The 24,118-nt window shown below is 41.4% G+C and carries 22 protein-coding genes, 12 tRNA genes, 1 rRNA gene, 1 pseudogene and 1 other annotated feature; of the genes and pseudogenes, 31 read left to right on the forward strand and 5 right to left on the reverse strand.

The genetic code is table 11. From position 1 onward, the window contains the following. The 14 genes from rrf to J2T13_RS23330 all read left to right on the forward strand — a co-directional run. Positions 1-93 (forward strand): 5S ribosomal RNA (gene rrf, locus J2T13_RS23265); the annotation flags it as partial. Positions 94-196: 103 nt separating this feature from the next. Then, positions 197-272, forward strand: a tRNA-Asn gene (locus tag J2T13_RS23270). A 5-nt stretch (positions 273-277) separates the two neighbouring features. Next, positions 278-369, forward strand: a tRNA-Ser gene (locus J2T13_RS23275). Positions 370-379: 10 nt separating this feature from the next. Beyond that, positions 380-454, forward strand: a tRNA-Glu gene (locus J2T13_RS23280). Positions 455-480: 26 nt separating this feature from the next. After that, positions 481-556, forward strand: a tRNA-Val gene (locus J2T13_RS23285). A 6-nt stretch (positions 557-562) separates the two neighbouring features. Next, positions 563-638: transfer RNA gene (locus J2T13_RS23290), tRNA-Thr, on the forward strand. 18 nt (positions 639-656) lie between these two features. Continuing rightward, positions 657-733, forward strand: a tRNA-Asp gene (locus J2T13_RS23295). A 20-nt stretch (positions 734-753) separates the two neighbouring features. Beyond that, a tRNA-Lys gene (locus tag J2T13_RS23300) sits at positions 754-829 on the forward strand. Positions 830-845: 16 nt separating this feature from the next. Continuing rightward, positions 846-930, forward strand: a tRNA-Leu gene (locus J2T13_RS23305). Positions 931-937: 7 nt separating this feature from the next. Then, positions 938-1,012: transfer RNA gene (locus J2T13_RS23310), tRNA-Gly, on the forward strand. A 17-nt stretch (positions 1,013-1,029) separates the two neighbouring features. Next, positions 1,030-1,106, forward strand: a tRNA-Arg gene (locus tag J2T13_RS23315). Positions 1,107-1,121: 15 nt separating this feature from the next. Further along, positions 1,122-1,195, forward strand: a tRNA-Pro gene (locus tag J2T13_RS23320). 17 nt (positions 1,196-1,212) lie between these two features. Beyond that, positions 1,213-1,283 (forward strand) — tRNA-Gly (locus J2T13_RS23325). Positions 1,284-1,440: 157 nt separating this feature from the next. Continuing rightward, positions 1,441-1,872 (forward strand): hypothetical protein, encoded by a 432-nt coding sequence (locus J2T13_RS23330; protein WP_429374810.1) that lies wholly within the window; start codon positions 1,441-1,443, stop codon positions 1,870-1,872. Between the two features lie 259 nt (positions 1,873-2,131). On the opposite strand, the gene J2T13_RS23335 is transcribed toward J2T13_RS23330, so the two are convergent. Continuing rightward, positions 2,132-2,617 carry an N-acetyltransferase family protein gene (locus J2T13_RS23335; RefSeq protein ID WP_429374811.1) on the reverse strand — a complete coding sequence of 162 codons (486 nt, stop codon included), beginning with the start codon at positions 2,615-2,617 and terminating at the stop codon, positions 2,132-2,134. Positions 2,618-2,901: 284 nt separating this feature from the next. Next, positions 2,902-3,182 (forward strand) — a binding site (T-box leader). A 212-nt stretch (positions 3,183-3,394) separates the two neighbouring features. Here J2T13_RS23335 and trpS point away from each other — a divergent pair. Further along, the gene (gene trpS / locus J2T13_RS23340) at positions 3,395-4,387 is read left to right on the forward strand and encodes a tryptophan--tRNA ligase (protein WP_429374812.1); all 993 of its coding nucleotides are present in this window, start codon (positions 3,395-3,397) and stop codon (positions 4,385-4,387) included. Between the two features lie 174 nt (positions 4,388-4,561). Further along, positions 4,562-5,509 (forward strand): TraB/GumN family protein, encoded by a 948-nt coding sequence (locus J2T13_RS23345; RefSeq protein WP_429374813.1) that lies wholly within the window; start codon positions 4,562-4,564, stop codon positions 5,507-5,509. A gap of 74 nt (positions 5,510-5,583) precedes the next feature. Here J2T13_RS23345 and J2T13_RS23350 read toward each other — a convergent pair whose 3' ends face one another. Beyond that, entirely contained in the window at positions 5,584-5,877 is a 294-nt protein-coding gene (locus tag J2T13_RS23350; protein WP_429374814.1) for a putative quinol monooxygenase, read from the reverse strand. 40 nt (positions 5,878-5,917) lie between these two features. Beyond that, positions 5,918-6,029: pseudogene (locus J2T13_RS23355) on the reverse strand (nitroreductase family protein); the annotation flags it as partial. Positions 6,030-6,162: 133 nt separating this feature from the next. Here J2T13_RS23355 and J2T13_RS23360 point away from each other — a divergent pair. From J2T13_RS23360 to J2T13_RS23380, 5 genes are all read left to right on the forward strand, one after another. Continuing rightward, positions 6,163-6,609 carry a hypothetical protein gene (locus J2T13_RS23360; RefSeq protein WP_429374815.1) on the forward strand — a complete coding sequence of 149 codons (447 nt, stop codon included), beginning with the start codon at positions 6,163-6,165 and terminating at the stop codon, positions 6,607-6,609. A gap of 98 nt (positions 6,610-6,707) precedes the next feature. Continuing rightward, on the forward strand, positions 6,708-7,520 hold the full coding sequence (locus J2T13_RS23365) for a glycoside hydrolase family 25 protein (RefSeq protein ID WP_429374816.1): 813 nt from the start codon (positions 6,708-6,710) through the stop codon (positions 7,518-7,520). Positions 7,521-7,761: 241 nt separating this feature from the next. Continuing rightward, positions 7,762-9,060 (forward strand): DUF5050 domain-containing protein, encoded by a 1,299-nt coding sequence (locus J2T13_RS23370; protein WP_429374817.1) that lies wholly within the window; start codon positions 7,762-7,764, stop codon positions 9,058-9,060. A gap of 196 nt (positions 9,061-9,256) precedes the next feature. Further along, positions 9,257-10,072: a squalene/phytoene synthase family protein gene (locus J2T13_RS23375; protein WP_429374818.1), complete on the forward strand. Its 816-nt coding sequence runs from the start codon at positions 9,257-9,259 to the stop codon at positions 10,070-10,072. A gap of 157 nt (positions 10,073-10,229) precedes the next feature. Continuing rightward, on the forward strand, positions 10,230-11,216 hold the full coding sequence (locus J2T13_RS23380; RefSeq protein ID WP_429374819.1) for a polysaccharide deacetylase family protein: 987 nt from the start codon (positions 10,230-10,232) through the stop codon (positions 11,214-11,216). Between the two features lie 8 nt (positions 11,217-11,224). Here J2T13_RS23380 and J2T13_RS23385 read toward each other — a convergent pair whose 3' ends face one another. Then, on the reverse strand, positions 11,225-11,563 hold the full coding sequence (locus J2T13_RS23385) for a L,D-transpeptidase (protein WP_429374820.1): 339 nt from the start codon (positions 11,561-11,563) through the stop codon (positions 11,225-11,227). A gap of 550 nt (positions 11,564-12,113) precedes the next feature. On the opposite strand from J2T13_RS23385, the gene J2T13_RS23390 reads away from it, so the two are divergent. The 3 genes from J2T13_RS23390 (at position 12,114) to J2T13_RS23400 (ending at position 15,673) form a co-directional block, all read left to right on the forward strand. Beyond that, complete coding sequence (locus J2T13_RS23390) at positions 12,114-12,821, forward strand: metal ABC transporter ATP-binding protein (protein ID WP_429374821.1); 708 nt, start codon at positions 12,114-12,116, stop codon at positions 12,819-12,821. Next, a complete protein-coding gene (locus tag J2T13_RS23395; protein ID WP_429374822.1) occupies positions 12,767-13,609 on the forward strand; it encodes a metal ABC transporter permease in 843 nt (280 codons plus the stop codon). The genes J2T13_RS23390 and J2T13_RS23395 overlap by 55 nt, the downstream gene beginning before the upstream one ends. 525 nt (positions 13,610-14,134) lie before the next feature. Beyond that, positions 14,135-15,673, forward strand: coding sequence for an HD domain-containing phosphohydrolase (locus J2T13_RS23400; protein ID WP_429374824.1), 1,539 nt, complete (start codon positions 14,135-14,137; stop codon positions 15,671-15,673). Positions 15,674-15,850: 177 nt separating this feature from the next. On the opposite strand, the gene J2T13_RS23405 is transcribed toward J2T13_RS23400, so the two are convergent. Continuing rightward, on the reverse strand, positions 15,851-16,915 hold the full coding sequence (locus tag J2T13_RS23405; RefSeq protein WP_429374826.1) for an FAD:protein FMN transferase: 1,065 nt from the start codon (positions 16,913-16,915) through the stop codon (positions 15,851-15,853). 286 nt (positions 16,916-17,201) lie between these two features. On the opposite strand from J2T13_RS23405, the gene J2T13_RS23410 reads away from it, so the two are divergent. From J2T13_RS23410 to J2T13_RS23440, 7 genes are all read left to right on the forward strand, one after another. Beyond that, positions 17,202-17,597, forward strand: coding sequence for a NusG domain II-containing protein (locus tag J2T13_RS23410; RefSeq protein WP_429374827.1), 396 nt, complete (start codon positions 17,202-17,204; stop codon positions 17,595-17,597). Continuing rightward, complete coding sequence (locus tag J2T13_RS23415; RefSeq protein ID WP_429374829.1) at positions 17,581-18,132, forward strand: Gx transporter family protein; 552 nt, start codon at positions 17,581-17,583, stop codon at positions 18,130-18,132. Before J2T13_RS23410 ends, J2T13_RS23415 begins: the two co-directional genes overlap by 17 nt. A 19-nt stretch (positions 18,133-18,151) precedes the next feature. Further along, positions 18,152-19,021, forward strand: coding sequence for an ATP-binding cassette domain-containing protein (locus J2T13_RS23420; RefSeq protein ID WP_429374831.1), 870 nt, complete (start codon positions 18,152-18,154; stop codon positions 19,019-19,021). A gap of 2 nt (positions 19,022-19,023) precedes the next feature. Then, positions 19,024-19,911 carry an energy-coupling factor transporter ATPase gene (locus tag J2T13_RS23425; RefSeq protein WP_429374833.1) on the forward strand — a complete coding sequence of 296 codons (888 nt, stop codon included), beginning with the start codon at positions 19,024-19,026 and terminating at the stop codon, positions 19,909-19,911. Further along, positions 19,908-20,741, forward strand: coding sequence for an energy-coupling factor transporter transmembrane component T family protein (locus J2T13_RS23430; RefSeq protein WP_429374834.1), 834 nt, complete (start codon positions 19,908-19,910; stop codon positions 20,739-20,741). The genes J2T13_RS23425 and J2T13_RS23430 overlap by 4 nt, the downstream gene beginning before the upstream one ends. A 30-nt stretch (positions 20,742-20,771) precedes the next feature. Then, a complete protein-coding gene (locus J2T13_RS23435; RefSeq protein ID WP_429374861.1) occupies positions 20,772-22,697 on the forward strand; it encodes a peptidase U32 family protein in 1,926 nt (641 codons plus the stop codon). A 110-nt stretch (positions 22,698-22,807) separates the two neighbouring features. Further along, on the forward strand, positions 22,808-24,109 hold the full coding sequence (locus J2T13_RS23440) for an aspartate aminotransferase family protein (RefSeq protein ID WP_429374862.1): 1,302 nt from the start codon (positions 22,808-22,810) through the stop codon (positions 24,107-24,109). Positions 24,110-24,118: the final 9 nt, after the last annotated feature.

Genomic DNA, 24,118 nt, shown 5'->3' on the forward strand with positions numbered 1-24,118 from the left:
CCACACGTACCCATCCCGAACACGACCGTTAAGCCCTCCAGCGCCGATGGTACTTGGACCGCAGGGTCCTGGGAGAGTAGGACGTCGCCAAGCAGTTACCACACAATATTGTGGTATTTTTTTTGCCTGATTTCTTCCACTTACATAAGCGTGAATATTGTCTTAGTAAGTAAGTAGGTCAGCAGTTCAATTCTATTCCCTGATAGCTCAGTTGGTAGAGCACTCGACTGTTAATCGAGTTGTCACAGGTTCGAGCCCTGTTCGGGGAGCCATTTATGGAGAGGTGTCCGAGCTGGCCGAAGGAGCACGATTGGAAATCGTGTAGGCGCCAAAAGCGTCTCGAGGGTTCGAATCCCTCTCTCTCCGCCATTATTATTTAGGCCCGTTGGTCAAGGGGTTAAGACACCTCCCTTTCACGGAGGTAACATGGGTTCGAATCCCATACGGGTCACCATTTATTATTATGTATCACATATGTATGGAGGCTTAGCTCAGCTGGGAGAGCATCTGCCTTACAAGCAGAGGGTCGGGGGTTCGATCCCCTCAGCCTCCACCATCATACGCCGGTGTAGCTCAACTGGTAGAGCAACTGACTTGTAATCAGTAGGTTGGGGGTTCAAGTCCTCTCGCCGGCACCATTTTTATTTCAATAGTGCGGAACCGTGGTGTAGTTGGTTAACATGCCTGCCTGTCACGCAGGAGATCGCGGGTTCGAGTCCCGTCGGTCCCGCCATTTTTGATTGATTTTAATACGGGTTATTAGCTCAGCTGGTAGAGCACCTGACTCTTAATCAGGGTGTCGAAGGTTCGAACCCTTCATAACCCACCATTTATTTATTAAGTGTGCGCGTGTGGCGGAATTGGCAGACGCACTAGACTTAGGATCTAGCGTTTCACGACGTGGGGGTTCAAGTCCCTCCACGCGCACCATATGTTTGCGGACGTGGCTCAGCGGTAGAGCATCGCCTTGCCAAGGCGAGGGTCGCGGGTTCGATTCCCGTCGTCCGCTCCATTTTTACAATGTAATGTGCGCCCTTAGCTCAGCTGGATAGAGCGTTTGACTACGAATCAAAAGGCCAGGAGTTCGAATCTCTTAGGGCGCACCATTTCATATATAATATCGGGACGTAGCTCAGCTTGGTAGAGCACCTGGTTTGGGTCCAGGGGGTCGCATGTTCAAATCGTGTCGTCCCGATACTAATTTTTTTTTACGCGGGTGTAGTTCAATGGTAGAACTTCAGCCTTCCAAGCTGATAGCGTGGGTTCGATTCCCATCACCCGCTTCATATGGAGAACTACTTTAAGCCCTTGCCGTAATGCAAGGGTTTTTTGTTGTATTTTATACAGAAAGATTAGCAATGAAACCGATGGATTATGGAAAAGGATACTTGAACGTGCTAGAGTTAACTTACTAAATCCTATTGGCAGGTGGTTTGTTTTATGGAAGATATACTAATAGAAGGAATACAGGACTTGAATATCGATGATTTACGGGATGACTTATTAGCAACGTTAGTTTTTAAGTCTAATAATGATACCTTAGATTTAGGTTTAGGAGTCATCTTGACTGTTGGAGGAGCTTTAATTAGTGGCAAGCTTATATCGGGTAAGAGCTATTGTGATGGGTTAGCAAGAATGATCAATTATTCGGGAAATATAGAGAGACGTTATGGTAAATTCTTTACCGAGTTTGGTGAAGAAAGATATGGTGATCAAGATGGAGATTATGATGAAGACGGAGAAATTCAACTGCCATCTTATATACACTTAAAAGATGCTCGAATGATTACAGGGAATATAGATCTCGGCTGGTGGAGGGGTAAACTGACTTCTGTTGATGGGTTTACGATAGTGGAAATTTCTAACCCATAACCGTTAATAAATCTAAGTGAAGTGATAACTTGTATAATGAGGAAATGTAGTTCTAGCCTTCTTGCAGGCTCTAAGACTTGTATCATAATAGCTTTGATGGAATCATAGAAATGGATTAGATATAGGAAACAGGTAAGGTCTTCATTTAGAGGTCCTAACTGTTTCCTTTTTATTGGCAAAGGGAAAGAGCTGAGGGCCTCACTCAGTCAAGGAGTTAACCAGTTAACCATTCCCAGGCCAATAGCTATAGTTAAGAGCTTTACAATGTTAACACCATTCTAATTGTTTTCAGTATATGGCCATCAAAGTCATCATCGAACTGGGAAACCATCTCAAATCCTTTTGCTTGATAGAAATTCACACCTATTTTGTTATCTCTTTCAACGTTAATATAGACCTTTTTTGCTCCTTCTGCATTCTTAATTCCCTCTTGCAGTAAGGAAGTCCCTACCCCCACCCCTTGGTAATCTGGATGTAGATATATCGCTCCCAACTCTATTTCTGCGTCATCATTCATGTGAGAGAAATTAACAAATCCTACGATCTTCCCACCCACTTCAGAGACATATAGAAAAGAATGTTCTAACCGTCTTTTCAACATCTCGTCATTATAAGCAGATTTCAAGAATTTATTCTGGATTTCAATAGGAATGATACCGTCATAGGTGTGATTCCAACTTATCGTTGCAACTTGCTGGACTTGTGGTATATCTTCCATTATCATTTTACGGATAGTAACTTTCATTTACATCAGCAGCCTTTCGATAATTTATAAAGAACCTGTTGTTACTACAATCGTCATAATCATCATAACAACGTCTTAGTTATCGTTATGTATTCTAGCAATGAATCTATGCTCTGTTCAGTATACCTAAATATATAGATTAAGGTTGTTCTTTTCATTCTACATGGTTAGTAGTTATCTCTAGTTACTCTAGTTATCTCTAATGTACTGGGTTGTCAGATTTCCGAAGTGAGTAAGCATCCATTGACTGTAAACTTTGATTGAGGTAGAATGAATAGAATATTTTAACAGTTATGATGAAGGGTAAGTAGATATACGATCAAGACTTCAGAGAGCCGGTGGTTGCTGCGAATCGGTGTCTAACGTATCGTTGAATGGCCTTCAGAGCTGCTTTGCTGAATCATCATAATGATGTAGTAGGGAAAGCCGGGGTTCCTCCCGTTATCCTCAGGAGCATTATAAGAGTTCGCACACGGAGCTCCGTAATGTTTGAGATGATTGATACGCTGCTATATCGCAGGGGATCGGTTAATTAAGGTGGTACCACGACAGCTTCGTCCTTATTGGATGGGGCTTTTTTGTGCTTCCAGAAGTCTTATGAAAATAGGTTTGAGGTAACCACAAAGGACTTGAGGTAAACCTCGAAGCACAGGCTCCAGTGTATGGAGTATTAGAAGGGGGTGATGGCCATGGAGGATGGCTGGTGCTGGCGACTATATATTGAATTACTTGTTGATGGTTCTTGTAATATTTTTTCAAAAATGAGGAGGCTTATTTATGTTAAAAGAAAGAGTATTAACAGGCGATCGTGTGACCGGCAAGCTCCACCTTGGTCATTACGTTGGAAGTCTAAAGAATCGGGTTATGCTTCAGGATCAGTATGAGACATTCGTGTTGCTGGCAGATGTTCAGGCATTGACGACTCACTTTCTAAAACCAGAATTAATTCGAAGTCATTTAAGGGAGATTACTCTGGATTACTTGGCAGCTGGAATTAAGCCGGAGTCTACAACGATCTTTATACAATCTATGATTCCTGAAATTGCTGAATTGACTGTATTATTCTCGATGTTTGTTACAGTAAATGTGCTTCGGCATAATCCAACCATTAAATCAGAGTCACGTAATAGTGGACTAGATGATATGTACTATGGTTTCCTTGGCTATCCTGTGAGCCAGGCTGCGGATATTACCATTTGTAAAGCAACGATTATTCCCGTAGGCGAAGATCAGCTTCCTCATTTAGAGTTAACGCGTAAAATTGTCCGTCGATTTAATGAATTGTATAAACCGATACTTGTGGAGCCTAAGGCCCTAATCAGTGATATGCCTCGGCTAGTAGGTACAGATGGGAAAGCAAAAATGAGTAAAAGCCTTGGAAATGCTATCGACCTTGATTCTTCTGCTGAAGAGATCTCTCATCAAATACGGAAGGCTGTTACTGACCCTGCGCGTATTCACAAGCATGATCCAGGGCATCCGGATATTTGTCCGATTTATGCATATCATTGTGCTTTCCGTCCAGAGGGATCATCTGAGATTCGTGAAAACTGCAAGAAGGGAACTATCGGGTGTGGGGATTGTAAGGAACTCATTACTCGATCTATAGAGGAGCTTCTAGAACCGATGCAGGAACGTAGAGCTTATTATAAAGCTAGATCTAGCCTGGTAGAGGATATCCTGATATCAGGAACCGAGCGTGCTCGCACCGTTGCGCAATCCACGATGAATGAAGTACGTGAAGCGATGAGTCTTCATTATTTTGACTGAAAGCTAACCGTAAATGAGACACGCACCACATATTTGGGATTGAGAATAGTTTGCCATCACAGCAAGACATAGGGTGAACGGAAACTTATGTTTTGTTGTGATCCCTTGTAAAATAGTTGGGATACCGTTAGACTTATATATGGCATAATATAACAGTTAAGAGAGGGGAAAGACATGTTTAAAAAGTTATGGTCTGGTCTATTAATAGCGATAATTTCCATTATGCTGGCAGTACCGGTATTCGCTGCAGAATCACAAACGGTCGACTCAAGTGCAACAACCAAGACGGTTCAAAAATCCGATTCAAAAGGTTTCTTATGGAAGCTGGAAAAGGGGAAAAATACAGTATACTTACTAGGTTCGATTCATGTAGCTAGTACAGATATGTACCCGCTTAATCCTACAGTGGAGAAGGCGTTCTCGGTCTCGGATAAATTAGTTGTTGAAGCAGATATTGTACATATGGACCAAGAAAAGTTTGCTGCTCAAACATTGGCACTGGGAAGTTATCCAGAAGGAGAGACAATTCAAGATCATATTGCTCCTGAACTATATATTAAACTGACAGAGCTCTTGAAAGCTAACGGATTACCTGAAAATGCTCTCGACGGATATAAGCCTTGGTTAGTGCTGAATGTTCTGTCATCGCTCTCTGTTATGGAAGGTTACAGCGACGCTCCAGGTATTGATACTTATTTCTTAAATAAGGCGGCTAAGAAGCCTATTCTTGAACTAGAGGGCATGGATTTCCAATTGAATATGTTAGCAGATGTTTCTGCCGAATTTCAGGAGGAGATGCTTAAGGATACACTTATGACGCCTGAGACAGAGAATGCCGAAAACGGCATTGATGTGTTGGCCGCACTTTGGAAGAACGGCGATGCTGAAGGACTCTCTAATCTGTTGGATGAGTCTGCGTATGTATCTGAGGATGCGTTCTTATATAACCAATACATCTTTAAAGATCGCAATATAGGGATGGAAGAAAAAATACGCGCCTATCTAAATGATGGAACGGGTAGTACCTATTTTGTCATCGCGGGTGCAGGTCATTTCGTAGGACAAGATAGTATCATTAAAATGTTGAAAAAGAATGGTTACACTGCACAACGAGTTCATTAATTTTTCTTATATAAACAATTAACCCCCTAAACTAATACTGTTTAGGGGGTTAATTGTTTATATGGATTTGGGATTTAATTGATCGCTTGTCCATTGTATGACTTAATGTCTAGTGGGGCAGCTAGGAAGTTGCCCGCCTTACTCACGAATGAAGTGAAGTGTGTACTACCATTGTGGCTGGCAACTGCATCGGAATCCTTCCAAACTTCAACCATAGTGAAAATATTGTCCTTATCAGTACTTTTAGATAAGTCGTAAGAGATATTGCAAGCCTCTGCTCTCGACGCTTCGAGTAAAGGTTGAATTTCCTCAATAAACGCTTGGTGTTTGTCAGCAATAACGTTAAATGTAGCATGAATAATGATCATCTGATTGTCCTCCATTATAGTGAATCGTTTTCTTTCTTCATTATTTCCAGCGTGCAATGGTCTCGATAGGTAGTCGTACAGAGTTATAACCGCTATTGGCGGCCTTACCTATGGAGATAAGCATAACAGGAGTAGTGTTCTTTATCTAATCCAATGATTAATCCGTAAATTAAATTCAGTGATGGTAACACATAGATTTATATTCGTGGTTATTTTTTTCTTATTCAGTTTTTAGTTATGGCACGATATTAATCAAACTTCACTAGAATATTAGAGGTGTTTTTGTTGAAATGGAGTAAAAGAGTAATACTATATATTCTTATCGTTATTATAATAATTTTTTCATTAATATGGTTTGATAATAGTCAGAATGCTGTTCCATCACCCATTCCCCCGTCAAATATACAACAACAAGTGCAAAGCAAGGGCGATGTTACAATCATGCTAAATGAGGCAAGAGTCATTGATAAAAAAATTCAAATTGGTTTTAACTTAAAAGGAAGAACGCCTCAACAAAGGAAACTTAGTTATAAATTTAGTGCAAATGATAAGGAGATTGTTGGGACTATGATAGGTTCTATAATAAATATTTCTAAAGATGACTTTTATATGACCATAAATAGTGAGGATTTCAACTCGGAATTACCAGATCATTTTTTATTGAAGTTCACAATTATAGAAAATATAGATAACGGAAATGAATATATATTTAACTTAATGATGATAAAGTAATAGTAGTGTACAGATAAGGGTCGGAAATTAATATTAATTAAGTACAGACATGAAATCGCATGTATTCATACGCTGTGTAAAAGGGTGATATTATGCAGGTGAGAAGTAATTCAAACGCACGAGGAATTGATGTATCTCATTGGCAGGGAGTTATCAATTGGGAGCAGGTTCGTGCGGAGGGACATGTATTTGCCTTCATTAAAGCCAGTGAGGGCAAATCGGTTAAAGATAAGAAATTCATTGCGAATGTGCAAGGTGCCACGATGGCAGGCTTGTTAGTAGGCGCATATCACTTCTCGCGTGCCGCAAGTCCAACAGAGGTGAAAGCAGAGGTGGATCACTTTTTAACCGTGACTGCGCCTCTCGCTGATAGTATGAAATTACCACTGGTCCTCGATATTGAAACGAATGAAGCTGGAAGTCGAACCAATACAGTGAAGACGGTGAGAGCATGGGTTGACTATTTTAAACAACGTACGGGGATATTTCCGATGATCTATACTTTTCCTAACTTTATGGATACTTCGTTGGATGCTTCATTAGGAGATATTAAGCTGTGGTATGCGTACTATAACGAAGATAGGAGTCCGATCGATCGTGGAGGTTGGAAGGAATGGGAGTTTCTTCAGTATTCAAGTTCAGGTACAGTGAAGGGGATCTCAGGTAACGTAGATATGAATGAATATAAAGGCTCAGAAGCGAAGCTAAGAGCAGCATATGATGACAATAAGGAGATTCCTCCAGTACCCCCAGTAGAAGTAGGACCCAAACTTCCACAGTGGAAAGAAACAGGAAGACAATGGCTAGTGGATCAATTAGAAATTAGTGAGGATTGGAAAAGCACAGATACGGTAGATATAGGTACACTGGGAACGATTCTTGCTAGGTATGCGAATAAATTTGGAAAGTAGAAATTAGATATTTATTGGTTAGGTGCCGTTAATGCCATTAACGGTTTTTTTAGGAATTGTAAATGGATATATTATCAATTTTTTCAAGTTTACCGATATAATATAGGGTGAGATTAATATATAGGAGGTTTACTATAGGATGAATGGAATAGTTTGACTAGATTTAGATACATAGGTTATACGAAGTTTATTACGGAGTGATTATGATGATTAATATTTTATACTTGGAAGGAGACTATTAATGAAACACATGCACTTATTTTTGAGAAGAACAGTATTTACAGTTTTGGTGTTGTCACTTATGGTTACTGGATTGATATCGGGGAATGTCCAAGCGAAGTCGGCCAATGAGGGTTTTGTATATTATATTTCGAATGACGACTTATTTCGTGTAGGTACAGATGGTAGTCCTTCACAAAAATTACACAGCGAGTTTAGTGGGGTTGGGTTCGAATCCACCCATGATTACATTTACTACACATATGATTGGAAATCGACGACACTACTAAGACTTTCAGTATCCGATCTTCAAGCACAACCGGTAAATTATAGTGGGGATAAAAAAATTGTGTATTACGAAACGTTTGATAATTTACTTTATTTTATGGATGACCAAGGCGGGATTTATCGTGCTTCTTCTAGCAATCAGAAGGCTTCCGAGGCGACTCTCATTGCCAATATGGCAGATACGGACTATCCTATGTTTACTGTAAAGAACGGACGTCTTTACTACAACGCTATAAAAGCGGGAGACACTTCTTGGGTAGCATCCAAAAGCGCGGATGGAAGTGGACAAGTGCAGTGGATTGCCTCAGGAGTGTTCGAGGATTCTTATCAAGTATCGTCCAATCTCACTACGGTGTCCATTATGGTTAACACGGAGCCTAAAGAATTGAATTATTCTATTGATTGCATGGTGTTATATACGTTACCTATCAATGGAGGTTCAGTTGAAGCGGTTAACCTTAAGTCCCCCCTAGATTCGAATGCAGTTAACGCAGGTGAGTGGATTAATGAGTATTATTTATACAATAAGGGTATCGAACTCGATTATGAGAATGATGAGGATTATGATTATACGACAGGGAAAGGTTATCTCTTCAAAAAAGACGGAACGAGCATTCGACTACACAAAACGAGTATTGATGAAATCGCGAGTATAGGCACGAATAAATATGTGTTTATAGATGGTTATGGAAAGGCTTATGTAACTACGATAGTTAACTCTAAAGTAACGACGACTAAGAAACTTAAATTAAGCGATGTATATTACGTACGTAACCTTATATCTAAGGATAAAGTCAAAGCTACAGTGCTTTTTGCCGAAGACGGTGTGTATATGCTGAATGAGAATCTTTCATTTAAGAAGATTATTGGTGCGGAATGGGATAAATTCTCATATGAAGATGATATTCCGGGTATCTTTTATGTTAATGCAGAAGACAATGACCGAATGTATTATGTAAGTGAAGATGGCAAGACAACAGTTAAACTCGCTGACGAACAAGTTTCCACAATTATGCTGATTACTGAGCCGTAATTCAATAGGTAGAGCCTACTCCATAGGTATATTCAACCAGTGTAGTGGGCTCTATGTGTATAATGTTTAAAAAAAAGACGAAAAGATGTTATTAGTTCGGGTGCATCTAGGGTAAATGTATTGTATGATTAGAGAATCGTATACTAAATCAGAGGTTAAGATAAGACAGCTATGAGTTGAGAGGGGAAGTGGAGTTGTGCAACGGAATACAGCACTATTAAAAGATGCAAAGAAGGCACTGGCAGAGACAAGCCGAACTTTTATTATTCCAATTAGCCATCTAGGGCCAGGATTGCAGGAAGCCGTTATATCGGGTTATTTAGGCATGAGAGCCATAGATGAAATTGAAGATCATCCGACAATGGATAGAGAAGCTAAAATTTATCTGTTACAATCGGTTTCCTCATTACTAATAACGGACTACACAGATGAGGAGTTCAGGTCATTATTTGAACCTTATAAGAAAGACTTACCTGCCGTTAGTATTCGCTTAGCCGACTGGATAAAGCTCGCACCTCCACAGACCAAGTCATTGATCTGTCAATACACCTCCACCATGGCACAAGGTATGGCCGATTGGGTCATGAAGAACTGGGATATTAAAGACAAAGAGGATCTGGATGATTACACCTATTATGTAGCAGGTCTAGTGGGGATCATGCTCTCTGATCTATGGAATCTTTATGGAGAACATGAAGTGAGTAAAGATAAGAGTGTTGCTTTTGGACGGGGTCTTCAGCTTGTTAATATTATTAGCAATCGTGTAGAGGACTTAGAGCGTGGAGTTAACTTTCATCCGCCAGGCTGGAGTTTTGATGAGATGATGTCCTATGCTCGTCAGAACTTGAAGGATGCGGAGAGTTATACTAGCCGTATAAAACTTGATCCCATCTATAATTTCTGTAAAATTCCGCTTGCTCTTGCGAATGGAACGCTTGACGCTATTGAATCTGGAAAATCTAAGCTTAATCGTGTATCTGTGCTCAAAATCGTAAGTGGGGCAGTTAGATAAGGAAGAACTTATGCTTTGCTTAAAGAGAACCCGTTATAAATAGACCTATTCACTTCGTGAATAGGTCTATTTATATTTCTGTTTATGCGAAACAAAATCTTGCCTCTGATCGTCTTAATATAGGATACTCATCTATATAGAGTGTAAGGAGGCCCTAATGGTGAAGAGAAAGGCTGTAATAACTTTAGTATGCATCTTTTTATTTGCAACTTACTTCTTATGGAGTCAAGGTGCTTATACATATCATCCCCTCGTACGAGAGCATGGCCATAATCAATCTAGGTCAGTAAAATTATTAACTCAAGGTCCATTCTCGACAAAACTAACGCCAGATGCTACATATTATAAGGACAACGTCGTGGTGTTGATGTATCATGATGTTTCTCCTAAACCAACAGATGAGAAGAGTATAGACGTAAACGTATTTGAGCATCAATTGCAATTAATGAAAAATAACGGATTTAATTGGATCACGATGGACCAATATGTGAATTTCGTAGTTCATCACGAACCTGTCCCTGATAATGCGGTGCTGATGACTTTTGATGATGGCTATGAGACGTTTTACCAGCATGTATATCCAATATTGAATAAGTATAGTATCCCTGCAACTAATTTCTTAATTGTGTCTACGATAGATAATCCTAAACATAGAGGGGTACCGAAGTTAAGCTGGGACCAGATTCAGCAGATGCATACTTCAGGTATTGATTTTTATAATCATACTTTTGATTTACATCGGTATGTTCCCATTGCTATAAAAGGTAAGACAAAATTACGACCTGCTCTAATGGGCCCATTAAATGATAAGAAGCATAAACTTATCGAAAGTGAGGAAGACTTTAGACAACGAGTTCACTATGATTTGGCTGAGGCTGGGAACATTTTACGCGAAAAGTTGGGGAATGTGAATGATGTGCTGGCTTTTCCATATGGTGGATATACGGATTCCCTCCTGAGTGTGTGCAAGGAACTTGGAATTCAAGTGTCATTCACAGTAAAAAGGGGGATTAATGGACCCGGACAGCTGAATGGATATCGTGTGAATGCAGGCGGAATGTATAATATTCCAGAGGAATTGATACAGTATATAAAAGAGGGCGCTAGTTCAAGGGGATCTGGTAAAATTGCCAGTGCAGGGTGAAAGTCGTATTAAGGACGGATCGTGACTCGTGTGCCTATGGGGACTAACGAAGCAAGTTGAAGGACATCATTGTTGAACATTCGTATGCAGCCATGAGAGACTTCTGTACCGATGGAAGCAGGGTCATTCGTGCCGTGGATACCATAGTGGGGTCTAGATAAGCCCATCCACATTGCCCCATAGGGACCACCGGGATTGACCTGTTTGTTGATGATTGTATAATCACCCGTAGGTGTCTGTGTTAGCATAGTGCCGATCCCAACGGGAAATGCTCTAACAACGATATCTGAGTCAAGCAGATATAGACGACGATCGGAAAGGTCCACAATAATTCGATAGTTTGGCATAGCTCCATAATCACTCCTTTAAGATAGATTATGTGACGATTACTAAAAAGGGACTTTTCTGGTGATAATCCACCGAAGGAGTTCCTTTCTCTATTTCCATATTCTTGCCTAATCGTAATAAATACTATTTACAACTCATGTAACTTCCTATAGAATCAGACTATTGGCTTTATAGATTATAAAGATTAAGAGGGTTAACTGAAGTTATAAGTGAGAGTTCAAAAAGTCGACTTTTCAGCACTAAAGTGTATGCTTACGATGTTGCGTTTCTTTGTAACGCCTCAGAAGATTGGATGAAGCAAGGGAGTGAGGAGCGGAGCTACACGTTTTCGTAAAAAACGACTTCGGAAGCATGCGCTTGCAGTACCTATGGTGAGCACCTGAAATGTTTCCGGAGGAAACAACCTTCGAAAGCATACACTAGGACCGGCTGAATTCAATCTTCGACGTCGATTAGGCCTCTTGATATGCTTTGTGATCAAAAGATGACTTTTTGAACAACCTCTATAAGCTAAAGGTTGTTATGGACTATGGACGGGGGGGAATATGAATGATTTTATCTTCAATGCGTAACGTTGTATTCGGATATGATGATAAACCGGTCATTGAGAATGCTTCAATAGATATTGCAGTGGGTGAATTTGTTGGGATCACAGGGCCTAATGGAGCGGCTAAGAGCACGCTGTTAAAGTTAATCTTAGGGTTACTTAAACCATGGAGTGGCACTGTAACCTTGAATCTAGATATTTTACAGGGTAATAAGTTATCGATTGGATATATACCTCAGCAGGTGGCTTCGTTCAATAGTGGCTTTCCTAGTAAAGTTATTGAATTAGTCCGTTCGGGGTGTTATACCAAGATGGGTCTGTTTAGAAGGTTCGGTCCAGAGCAGGAGGCGATTGTGGAACGGAGTCTCAAGCAAGTGGGGATGTGGGATTATCGGAACAAGCTCATTGGTGATTTATCTGGCGGACAGAAGCAACGGATATGTATTGCAAGAGCGTTGGCACAAGAGCCTAATGTATTGGTATTGGATGAGCCTACAACGGGGATGGATACAGAAAGTAAAGTAGGATTCATGCAATTACTACGGCATTATGTGGACTCACATCAATGTACGGTCATTATGGTGACGCATGGTCTGGAAGAGGTAGAAAGTTACTTGGATCGAATTATTCACTTAGAACGCAAAGAACGGGAGGGATGGCAGTGTTTGACTACGACTTCATGCAGCGCGCATTTTGGGCCGGAGGCTTAATTGCCATTATTGCACCGATCTTGGGTGTCTACTTGATGCTTCGACGTCAGGTACTCATGGCAGATACATTATCACATGTGTCCTTGGCAGGAGTGGCACTGGGAGCATTATTTCATATGAATCAGACCTTAGCGGGATTCCTAACAGCCGTTATTGGGGCTATTGCCATCGAACAGTTGCGGCGTAACTATCGAACCTATAGCGAGATGCCTGTGGCGATTATGATGACCTCAGGGCTTGCTCTGGCCGTTGTACTTATGAGCTTACAAGATAATATGAGTAAGAGCTTCAGTTCTTATTTATTTGGCTCTATTGTAGCTGTGAGTGAAACACAACTATGGTTCATTGCGGGTGTAGCCATCATCGGTCTTTTATATTTTATTGTGCTTCGAAGACCGCTTTATAGCATGACTTTTGACGAGGAGACTGCCCAAATTGGGGGTGTACGTGTGAATCTTCTGTCGTTCTCCTTCTCCATATTGACTGGTATGACGGTTGCTGCGGCTATGCCGATTGTAGGTGTTCTGCTAGTTTCTGCACTTATGGTTCTTCCAGCTGCATTAGCTTTGCGAATTGCTACGGGATTTACTGCAGTATTGTTCACAGCGGTAGGGATTGGATTTGTCGGTATATTCACTGGACTCACAGCATCTTATTACATTAACACTCCCCCTGGTGGGACGATCGCGCTGCTATTGTTGGTATTTCTTCTCTTAGGTATTTCTATTCAAAAGGTATATATCCGTATGAAGAGAAAACGTAAAACAGCTCCTGAGTTGTTAGTGTGATCTTATAATAAATATAGAACATGAAAAAAACACCCGGAAATTCTTCAGGGTGTTTTTGCTGGTGTATCAGCATGTGGTGCTGTATATTTAACCCCTGTCAGCTAAGTGAATCATTCAGCTACAGTTGGTTCCTTGTGCAGATGGGTTACAGAATAATTGACTACCAATACAACAAAAGCCCTACCTCTCTTTTGTCCTTGCGGCTCCAATGACCGCGCCAGTGTGAATCAGATATGTCCTTAAAACTCTACTTGGTTTGGGTTGTGTCAAAATAGAAATTTCAAACTTCATCGATTTGTGAAGGTTATTATTCTTACGAGGAACAAATATTTGGGGTTAAATTAACGATCTGATAAACATTATACCATAAATAAGTTCAGATATCAACGTGTTTACAATAATGATAAGGTTGGTTCGTATAATCCAGATATTGAATATAAATATATGTTCACTATTTTAGAGCTGCTGGCCGATATCTATAGTAGTGACAATCGGACATTTTGACAATAGGAAGGCGCAGTTATTATGAATATAAATGGATATGATGAGGGACGGATTATAAGCGCTGGAAGAGAAAGATTGTATAGATCTTTTTTAAGGAAGTTGTTATTTAATTATATGGGTGGTTCGATTATTGCAGTCATGGTTCTGGGAAGCTTAGTAATGCTTACTACGTTGGATATTTCCCCAATAGAGGATAAGCGATTGATCCTCATTCTATTGATATCATTAGTTGTAATGATGATCGTGGAACTTAAGGTCTTTTTTCGCCATATTGGCCCGATCCGCAGTGGTTTACTAAATAGATCAATGGACATAAGTGTTATGGAGGAGGCTTATGTTCAAGCTCACCGTCTTCCCAAACTTTCAGTGTACCGTATTCTAGGTCCACACTTACTGGGATTAGCTGTACCTGCGATTTTATTAACTAGTTGGATGGTACACGAGAAGTTATTGGATGTACCCTATTATTATATCCTTTTGGCTATCTTGGGTGCAATTTCAGTAGCTAGTATGCATGCTATGGTTGAGTTTTTTCTAACGACAGTAGCTATTCGTCCGATCATTATAGAGCTAAGTAGACAAGGGATAGATCGAGGTGTCGATTTCACATCTGAGGGACATTCATTTTCCTCTATTCGTTTTAAGTTTTTGTTTAGTTCGATGCTGATCGGAATATCACCACTATTGTTATTTAGCATAGCTGCTCAAATTCGGTTAGGAAATATGAACAATGATGTTGTAAAGGATTATTGGGCGTGGGCGGGATTTATATTACTGATTAGTATTGGTTTTTCATATTTAGGGGCGCGATTAATTACACAAGACGTTCAGCGACCTTTAGGCCAGTTATATGATGCTATGGATGAGGTAAGGAGCGGAAGATTAGTAGAAATACCAAACAGTTATTCTGATGAATTCTCTAGGTTAGTCGCAGGTTTTAATATGATGATTAGGGGACTTGAAGAACGGGAAAAGAAGAATAGGGATATGCTGGACAGTTATTTTTCTACACTTGCCGCAGCGTTAGATGCAAGGGACGCTTATACAGCTGGGCATTCTATACGTGTTACAGAATACGCCGTGCTGATCGGTAATCTTGCGGGGATGTCCAATGAGGATGTTGGCATTATTCGTAGATCAGCGCTACTACATGATATCGGAAAGATTGGTATTAGTGATGGTGTTCTGCTCAAGGAAGGCCAATTGACAAAGGATGAATTCGATCATATCAAGACCCATACTACAATGGGAGTAAATATATTAGAGCAGATTCAGCCTAAAGAAGCGATAATTCCGTATCTTTCAGGTGTAAGATCTCATCATGAGCGTTTCGATGGTAAGGGATATCCGGATGGGCTGGTGGCGGAGGAAATTCCGAGAGTGGGGCGAATTATTGCTGTAGCAGATGCCTATGATGCTATGACCTCAGATCGTCCTTATCGTAGAGGGATGGGATATAAGCAGGCGCTTTCTATCCTTGAAGAAGGAAGAGGGACCCAGTGGGATCCTACGTATGCTCAGTTATTCGTAGATTACATGAGGGAAAAGGAACAATTATAGCGTGATATCACAGTACAGTTGCATGCTAGCAGTAAAAGAATAGAGATAGTTAAATCCCCTGAATGCTTGAGCATCAAGCCATTCAGGGGGTTTTTTAGGATTATGGAGCGAATGCAACTGTACTGGTATGCAGTCCTTATGGGATGAAGAGGAGGTCGTATAATCTTGGACACACAACTATTTCTCAGTGCTAGTGACTAGTGTGTACTCATCATTGGTCTTTTCAAGCAGTTCTAGGAAGCCTGGCGAAGCGTAAAGTTTCTTATCTTTAGTGATGAATAGAGCTTCCGTATTGTCCAAATTCTCAATAAATTTCAAACCCTCCTCAATGCCTAAGGCATAGACGCTGGTGGACAACCCATCAGCATCAATAGATTTATCTGTGAGGATGGTCAAGCTACTCAAATTATTATCGATAGGGAATCCGGTCTTTGAATCAAGAAGGTGATGGTAATGCTTTCCGTCTTCAACGAAGAATCGTTCATAAATTCCGGATGTGACAATCGTCTGGTTATCTACATGAATATTTCCAATAGGATTTCCGCGAGCTTCATTTGGATCTTGAATTCCAATCGTCCAGAGCTGATCTCCAGGCTTCTTACCCATGGCAAATACATTTCCGCCAAGGTCGATGATGGCGCTCTTGAATCCTTTGTCCTGAAGGTATTCAACGATTCGATCCGCGGCATAACCTTTAGCAATAGCTCCTAGATCGATGGACATCCCTTGTTCATTCAGATAAATTTCTTTCTTGTCAGAATTGAGAATAACGTCTTCATAATCAATAACCTTCATCGCTTCTTCGATCTGATCTGCACTGGGAACATGTGCCCCCTCATGACCAATATTCCACAGTGAGACAAGAGGGCCGATAGCCAGGTTGAATCCACCTTTAGAGCGTTCTGAATAGTCGAGTGCTTTGGAGACTACCATGAAAGTTTCATCGGATACCTGTACAGGTTGGATTCCTGCATTTCTATTGACATCTGCGATCTCACTGTTATCGTTACTTCGGTTCATTTGAATCTCAATGGTATCCAGAATTTGTTTGATATCTGTAAAGTTCTGTTCCGTAGTCCCGCCATCGTATACCTTCACTTGAACAATGGTATCAAAAACATAGAATGATTTCGACACGGGCTCGACTTTTACACTGGAGGATTGTTTCGAGTCTCCGCACCCCGTTAAAATGATGACAAAAGCTAGTAATAGTAGCAGTGGTGTCATTGTTCTTTTCATCATGAATGGCCCCCCCATTTTATCCTTGAATTCGACATGGATTATAACAAAAACATGCGGTAAACGAGTGTGATAAATATCATAAATAGAGCAACTATTCATTTAAATTATCTCTAATTTGATGTTTCTGTGACATCCTTCAAATTTGAGGGATTTTGCATTGATGCATCAAGGAATCATGGGTATAATTAAGACGTCTAAGATTTAGATAATTAAAATATAAGAGGTTGTTCAAAAAGCCGATGCGGAAAACGTGAATTTTTGAACACGCACTATAGGGGAGTTATCCATGAAACGCGGAGATCTACTTATCATTACGATCGTTGTTGCAGTGGCTTTGATGTTCTTAGTTCCTAGGTGGCTTCCTGAAAATGAAAGTGAAAAAAGTCACATGGTTCCACTTACGGCAGACATTACGGTGGATGGAGAGTTATATAGGACCGTAACGTTAACGAAGGAAGAACAAATTTTTGATATCGATACGACACGAGGTCACAACATTATTAAAGTACATGACTACGGAATTGAAATGGTTGATGCAGACTGTGCAGATAAAGTATGTATAACATCGTTTGGATTTATTACCAAGTCTAAGCAGAGTATCATCTGTCTGCCGCATCGAGTGATGGTTGAAATTAATGGGATACAAGACGTAGGAGATGAGCCTGATGCCGTTGTCCAATGAGGAATCCACGTTAGCCTTGAAAAAAACAGTGATTATTGCCATTTTTGCTGCTGTTGCGGTTGTACTGAGTATCGTAGAGTCTATTATTCCTATTAATATACAGCTACCAGGGGCGAAGTTAGGGCTTGCTAATATTATGATTCTCACCTGTTTATATTTTTTGCGTGGACGTGATGCACTCTTACTTGTCGTCATGAAAACCGTGGTGACAGCTTTTATTTTTGGAACTTTTTCGAGTCTACTATTTAGTTTATTGGGTTCTCTGTTTAGCTTTATCGTCATGTTCGCCATGATGAAATTAGGACGTAAACAAATCAGCCTCATTGGGGTCAGTATTGTAGGCGGGGTGGCACATAACTTCGGGCAAATTACAGCAGCTTCGATTGTGTTTCGAACGACTAATATTTATTATTATATGCCGCTGCTGCTTCTGACCGGCTTGGTGACAGGGATTCTAGTTGGGATCGCAGTTCAATATTTAGTCCCTTCTCTATCTAAGCTATCTTTGTTTGAAGATTTTCAAACCAAACCTTGATTAGGAAGGGGGAAACAACATGTTATCGCATCAAGCAGGGTTGGAGGGAAATATTGCAGCTGGAATTGTTGAGAATCGACGAGATCCCGTTATTGAATTCACGGGTGTACGCTCAGGCTATGGGAAGGATCATCCCGTGTTGGAAGATATCTCACTAAGTATTCCTCAGGGGCAATGGGTGACGTTAGTTGGAGCAAATGGCTGTGGAAAATCAACGCTAGTAAAGCTCATTAATGGATTGCTCCCTATGACTGAAGGGCAGATTTCAGTAAAGGGTATGGAACTTATCTCAATAAACGTAGGAGATATACGGAAGAAGGTTGGGATGGTCTTTCAGAATCCTGACAATCAATTTATTGGAGCCACGGTGGAAGAGGATATTGTATTTGGTCTTGAGGGTCAATGCCTTTCAATAGAAGAGATGGAGAAACGGCTTGCTTCTTATGCTACTAAGCTTGGGATTACGGAATTATTACATAAGCATCCTAATGAGCTATCTGGAGGGCAGAAACAAAGGGTAGCGATTGCATCTATTCTAGCAATGGAGCCAGAAGTTGTAATCTTCGATGAAGCCTCCTCTATGTTAGATGAGAAGACAAGAAATGAGTTAACTAGGATTGTATCTGACATGCATCAAAGTGGACAATACACCATTCTATCGATTACTCATGATGCGGAAGAAATAGCAGCTTCAGAGCGAGTATTGGCATTGCATGAAGGGAAGTTAATTGCTGATATAACACCAGTAGATCTGTTCCGGAATGATGAGTTGCTACGAAAGTGCCATCTGGTAGCACCCTTTGCCGTAAGGCTTAGGAATGAGCTACACCATCGAGGAATAGATTTGCTCGATCTTGACTGTATCAAGGAACTACGGGAGGGAAACTAAATATGGCTATTACATTCGATCAGGTAAGTTATATTTATGACTCTCGTAGTGTATGGAGCCAGATGGCGTTACACCAAGTAAATTTGCATCTGGAATTAGGAACGTTAATCGGAGTTTCGGGGGCGACTGGGTCTGGTAAATCCACGCTGATGCAAATGTTTAACGGTATATTACAACCGACTGAAGGATCTGTACAGATATTAGATGTCGCCATCCGTGCAGGCGAGAAAGCGAAGAAGCTGAAGGAATTACGCAAAAGAGTGGGTCTCGTCTTCCAATTTCCGGAGCAACAGCTGTTCGAGGATACGGTGGAGAAGGATCTATGTTTTGGTCCTTTGAACTTTGGATGTACTTTGGATGAAGCGAAGCAACGAGCAGTCACTGCGATGGAACGCATGGGTCTTGATATATCGCTTCTGTCACGTAATCCGTTCCAATTAAGTGGCGGTCAAATGCGTAAAGTTGCGATTGCCTCAGTACTGGCAATGGACCCAGACATATTGGTATTAGATGAGCCTACAGCAACATTAGATCCTGTGAGTCGGGCAGAGTTGATTGAATTGCTCCACAAGTTATGTCACGAGGAAGGACGGACGGTTATTGTAGTTACGCATCGGATGGATGAATTGTTACCGTATGCGGATCAATGGGTCATTCTGAATGAGGGAGAGGCTGTTTTTCAAGGAACAGTGAAGGCATTAGTAAAGCAAGCTTCACAACTGGAAGCCTACGGGCTGGCAGTGCCTCAGTCGATACGATTATGGAACTCTTTAGCAGAAGGTTACGGGATAAATGAAGAAGATCCCTGCTTGACAGTCGAGGCTATGGCACAACGAATAGAAGAGTTAGTTCAATCTGAACGGTTGCGAGAGAAAGAAGGCTCGTTATGAATGAGAGACTATGGATTGGTCGAACGATAGATACCGGATCGTGGGTACATAGCCTGGACCCTAGAGCCAAAATGATAGCCATGATCCTGTATGTTGCCATCATTATTATGTCGAACACTTGGCTTGAGTTGACACTGGTGATTGCATTTTCTGTTGCCGTGATGTTAGCTACACGCATTCATATGAAATATTATCTTAAGGTTACTAAGCCCCTTCGTATATTGATGATTTTTATCTTTATTGTCCAATGTTTGAAGGTGAAAGATGTCACGGGTCCTGTGTTAATGAGCATTGGGTCATGGCATCTATATAGGGAAGGATTTGAAATGGGGTTGTTCTCCGTATTGCGGATGACGCTATTAGTATCTTTTACAGCGATTCTTACGTTTACAACGACACCGGGTCGACTTAATCAGGGGCTAGAAGGGGTGCTAAGCCCACTCCGGTGGATACGTGTATCACCTGATCGTCTATCACTCATGATCAGTATATCGCTCCGGTTTATTCCAACGATTCTAGAAGAAACCCAGATTATTCTGAAGGCACAAGCTTCACGTGGGGCAGATCTGAAGGAACTACCGTGGAAAGAGAAAGGAAAAATGTTAGTATCCCTGCTTGTACCTGTAACCGTAGGGGCATTTCGGCGGGCGGAGGATCTTGTTCATTCTATGGAAGCACGTGGTTTTCGAATGGGAGAGCCCCGCACTAAGTTTCATCGTCTTGTATGGAGAAATCGGGATACGTTATTTATTTGTTTGTTTATTCTATTGGTCGTGGCTATCGTGGTCATGTCGAATTATGGGGTCAGAGAAATATGGAGTATTTACTAAGTTGTCTATTACAACCTTGGGGGGATTATGATGACACGGACTTTTAATGGTAAAGAGATAGAGTTACTTGCACCGGTAGGTACATTTGATATTTTCAAAGAAGTTATTCAGGCTCCTTGTGATGCTGTATATTTTGGAGGGCCGAGCCTCAATATGCGGATGATGCGCAAAGGGTATAATTTCACGTTAGAGGAGATTTCGATTGCTGCAGAAATGGCCCATGCCTTGAACAAAAAGGTATATGTAACTGTGAATAACTTACTCTGCGAGGAAGATGTAGAGGAAGCGAGGGCTTATCTACAATTTCTTGAACAAGCTAACGTAGATGCTCTAATCGTACAAGATTACGCCATTCTGATGTTGATCAAAGAAATGAAGCTAGATCTTACCGTACATTCTTCTGTCATGATGAATGTACATAATTTGGAAATGGTGCGTGCGCTACAAGAGTTAGGTGTAACTCGTGTAGTGACCTCTAGAGAGATGGATTTACAGACTGCGCGTTACATTTGGCTACAGAGTGGCATTGAGCTGGAGTATTTCATTCATGGAGATATGTGTGTCGCTCATGGTGCTAGCTGTAGCTTTAGTTCAGTCATATTTGGGATGAGTAGCAATCGTGGCCAATGTATGAAACCTTGCAGATGGGAATATCGCGTGAAAAAGGATGGTCACGTCTATCCTACCGATTATCCGATGGCTGTGAAGGACATGTATATGTATGAGAATATCCCGGAGCTGATTGAATCCGGTATCTGTTCTTTCAAAATCGAAGGTCGAATGCGGGACCTGAATTTCATTCTTTCACTGGTTACTAGCTATGGAGATGCCATTGATCGTTATATTGAAGATCCCATTGGCTTTAATCGTACCCAAGGTAGTAAGACGTTGTATGACAATCGCAAACGCGATTTCTCTACTGCCTATGCTTTTGGCAAGCCTGGTTTGAGTAATATTAATCGTCGCTATGAAGGGACAGGTAAATTCTATAGTACAGGTAAAGTGTTCAGTACACCTACCTCAGAACGAGCATTAACGGATGAACGCGTGTCAGAGTTACAACAGCGACTACTTCAAGTAGATCGGAATGAGCATGCACGTGCTGAGCTGGCTGTCCGAGTTAATAATATGGAACAGGCTCGTATGGTGATAGAAGAGGGTGTCGGTCATGTCTATCTCTCAGGGGATATCTTCCTTCCTGATCGTCCGTTCACGAAGAATGACATCGCTGAGCTGAGTGGCATCAAAGGTGATAGTAAGCTGTATCTGGGTCTCCCAAGGATGATGACAGAGCTACATTTCGAACAGTATAGTGAATTGTTATCGAAGGATCGCCTTGGGATTGATGGGATACTGGTCACGAACATCGGTGCTATCCACGCTTTTGCGGATAAGGGCTATCCAATGATAGGTGATGTCAGCTTGAATATCTATAATCATTTGTCAGCGGAAATGTACAGTAACCTTGGAGTTACTCGATTGACGCTTTCTATAGAGATGACAGCTGAGCATTTCACAGGATTATTACAACATGCTAAAGTTCCGATGGAAGCTGTGGTACATGGCACGCCGACCGTGATGTATATGGATCACGACCTGTATGAAAATACAGAGTTATTAGAGCCCATAGCCGACGAGGATAACCAATATGTAGATAATTCTGTACTCGTACTGATGACGGATAAGGGTGAAAATCCAGTATATCGCGATCAACATGGGCGTAACCATCTTACACTAGCTAAGGAGCTATGTTATTTACCGATGGTAACGGATTTAGTTGAAGCGGGTGTATCGCGCTTACGGATTGAGGGTGCTACCTACGCTGTAAGTGAGTTACGTACGATCATTCGTGCATATAAAGCAGCTATAGCCATGCAGTCTTCCGATAGTGAGCAATTTGAACAATTGCAGCCAGTATATGCAGGATATACGTTAGGATCCTTGCAGTTTAATTAATGATCTCATTCAAAATCAGTGCTTGTTAACCATAAAATTTAAGGCTGATCATAGATCGTAGCCTTCACATATCAGACTTGGAGGAGATTACTTTGACGAAAGCAGCAACGATGGAACTACCTATAGGGCCTGAAGAGATTAAGGCGAAGCGCCAATCGTACTTCTATCCTTGTACCCAACATTTCTATAAGAATGCACCTCAAATCGTTAGTGGCTCGATGCAGCATCTATACGATGAACAAGGGAAGAAGTATACAGATTTCTTTGCTGGTGTTTCTGTTGTGGCCTGTGGTCACTGTAATCCTACGATTACGGAGGCGACAATTCAGCAATTGAAGAAGTTGCAACACACTTCGACGATCTATTTGACTCAGCCGATTGTAGATCTGGCGGAGAGAATGGCTGAAGTGTTGCCAGGTTCACTTCGTCGTACATTCTTTGTTAACAGCGGCACCGAGGCTAATGAAGGAGCGCTACTATTGGCGCGTATGCATACTGGACGCAGAGGGTTTATTTCACTAGAGCATAGTCTACACGGCCGCAGTAATCTGACCATGAGTGTCACGGGATTGTCTATGTGGCGTTCGGATCCATTCTTGGATGCGGAGAATGTTTCCTTCATTCCCCGTCCATATCACACTGAGATGAGCCCAGTCGAAGCCGCTGAGCGGTCATTGAAAGCGCTAGATGAGGTGTTGGAAGCTAAGGGACATACGATTGCTGCCATGATCGTCGAACCGATTCAGGGGAACGGGGGCATCATCATACCTGCTGAAGGATACCTCCAAGAAGTTAAGCGACGTCTTGAGTCGTATGGTATTCTCATGATCGCAGATGAAATTCAGACGGGTTTTGGTCGTACAGGTCGGATGTTCGCGATCGAACACTTTGACGTCGTGCCGGATATTATCTCTATGGCGAAGGCACTAGGCAATGGTGTTCCTGTGGCCGCCTTCTCTACAACGGATCATATAGCGGCATCTCTGAATAAACCTTCAGCTTCTACCTTTGGAGGTAATCCAGTATCTTCAGTTACAGCCCTAGCTGTGTTGGACTATATCCATGAAGAGAAGCTTGTGGAACGCTCAGCGCGTTTAGGGGATATGTTCATACAAGCACTGGAGAAGCTTATGCAGAAGCATGCGTACGTGATCTCAGAGGTGCGAGGAAAGGGACTTATGATTGGCGTTGAGTTTCTAACTTCGAATCCTAACTTAGGTGCTGAAGTTGTAGATCTGGTGCTTGAGAAGATGAAGGATCAGGGCTACTTGATGGGTAAGAATGGCATTCATCGGAATGTATTAGCTTTTCAGCCACCTCTGATTATTGAGCAAGCAGATATTGAGAATATGATCAATGCACTAGATGCTGTATTAAATAGCTTAAAGATTCCTGAGAGGGTTGAGATTTAGGAAAGGGCG

This window comes from Paenibacillus sp. DS2015 (assembly GCF_050433705.1).
Classification (GTDB): domain Bacteria; phylum Bacillota; class Bacilli; order Paenibacillales; family Paenibacillaceae; genus Paenibacillus_AQ.

Bases quoted from the DNA above. Each gene is read 5' to 3' on its own strand.
- J2T13_RS23440 (WP_429374862.1), top strand. From the start codon at position 22,808: ATGGAACTACCTATAGGGCCTGAAGAGATTAAGGCGAAGCGCCAATCG.
- J2T13_RS23420 (WP_429374831.1), top strand. From the start codon at position 18,152: ATGTTATCGCATCAAGCAGGGTTGGAGGGAAATATTGCAGCTGGAATT.
- J2T13_RS23350 (WP_429374814.1), bottom strand. From the start codon at position 5,877: ATGATCATTATTCATGCTACATTTAACGTTATTGCTGACAAACACCAA.
- J2T13_RS23430 (WP_429374834.1), top strand. From the start codon at position 19,908: ATGAATGAGAGACTATGGATTGGTCGAACGATAGATACCGGATCGTGG.
- J2T13_RS23395 (WP_429374822.1), top strand. From the start codon at position 12,767: ATGGCAGTGTTTGACTACGACTTCATGCAGCGCGCATTTTGGGCCGGA.
- J2T13_RS23435 (WP_429374861.1), top strand. From the start codon at position 20,772: ATGACACGGACTTTTAATGGTAAAGAGATAGAGTTACTTGCACCGGTA.
- J2T13_RS23405 (WP_429374826.1), bottom strand. From the start codon at position 16,915: ATGATGAAAAGAACAATGACACCACTGCTACTATTACTAGCTTTTGTC.
- J2T13_RS23370 (WP_429374817.1), top strand. From the start codon at position 7,762: ATGAAACACATGCACTTATTTTTGAGAAGAACAGTATTTACAGTTTTG.
- J2T13_RS23425 (WP_429374833.1), top strand. From the start codon at position 19,024: ATGGCTATTACATTCGATCAGGTAAGTTATATTTATGACTCTCGTAGT.
- J2T13_RS23385 (WP_429374820.1), bottom strand. From the start codon at position 11,563: ATGCCAAACTATCGAATTATTGTGGACCTTTCCGATCGTCGTCTATAT.
- J2T13_RS23415 (WP_429374829.1), top strand. From the start codon at position 17,581: ATGCCGTTGTCCAATGAGGAATCCACGTTAGCCTTGAAAAAAACAGTG.
- J2T13_RS23410 (WP_429374827.1), top strand. From the start codon at position 17,202: ATGAAACGCGGAGATCTACTTATCATTACGATCGTTGTTGCAGTGGCT.
- J2T13_RS23345 (WP_429374813.1), top strand. From the start codon at position 4,562: ATGTTTAAAAAGTTATGGTCTGGTCTATTAATAGCGATAATTTCCATT.
- trpS (WP_429374812.1), top strand. From the start codon at position 3,395: ATGTTAAAAGAAAGAGTATTAACAGGCGATCGTGTGACCGGCAAGCTC.
- J2T13_RS23380 (WP_429374819.1), top strand. From the start codon at position 10,230: ATGGTGAAGAGAAAGGCTGTAATAACTTTAGTATGCATCTTTTTATTT.
- J2T13_RS23330 (WP_429374810.1), top strand. From the start codon at position 1,441: ATGGAAGATATACTAATAGAAGGAATACAGGACTTGAATATCGATGAT.
- J2T13_RS23400 (WP_429374824.1), top strand. From the start codon at position 14,135: ATGAATATAAATGGATATGATGAGGGACGGATTATAAGCGCTGGAAGA.
- J2T13_RS23335 (WP_429374811.1), bottom strand. From the start codon at position 2,617: ATGAAAGTTACTATCCGTAAAATGATAATGGAAGATATACCACAAGTC.
- J2T13_RS23390 (WP_429374821.1), top strand. From the start codon at position 12,114: ATGATTTTATCTTCAATGCGTAACGTTGTATTCGGATATGATGATAAA.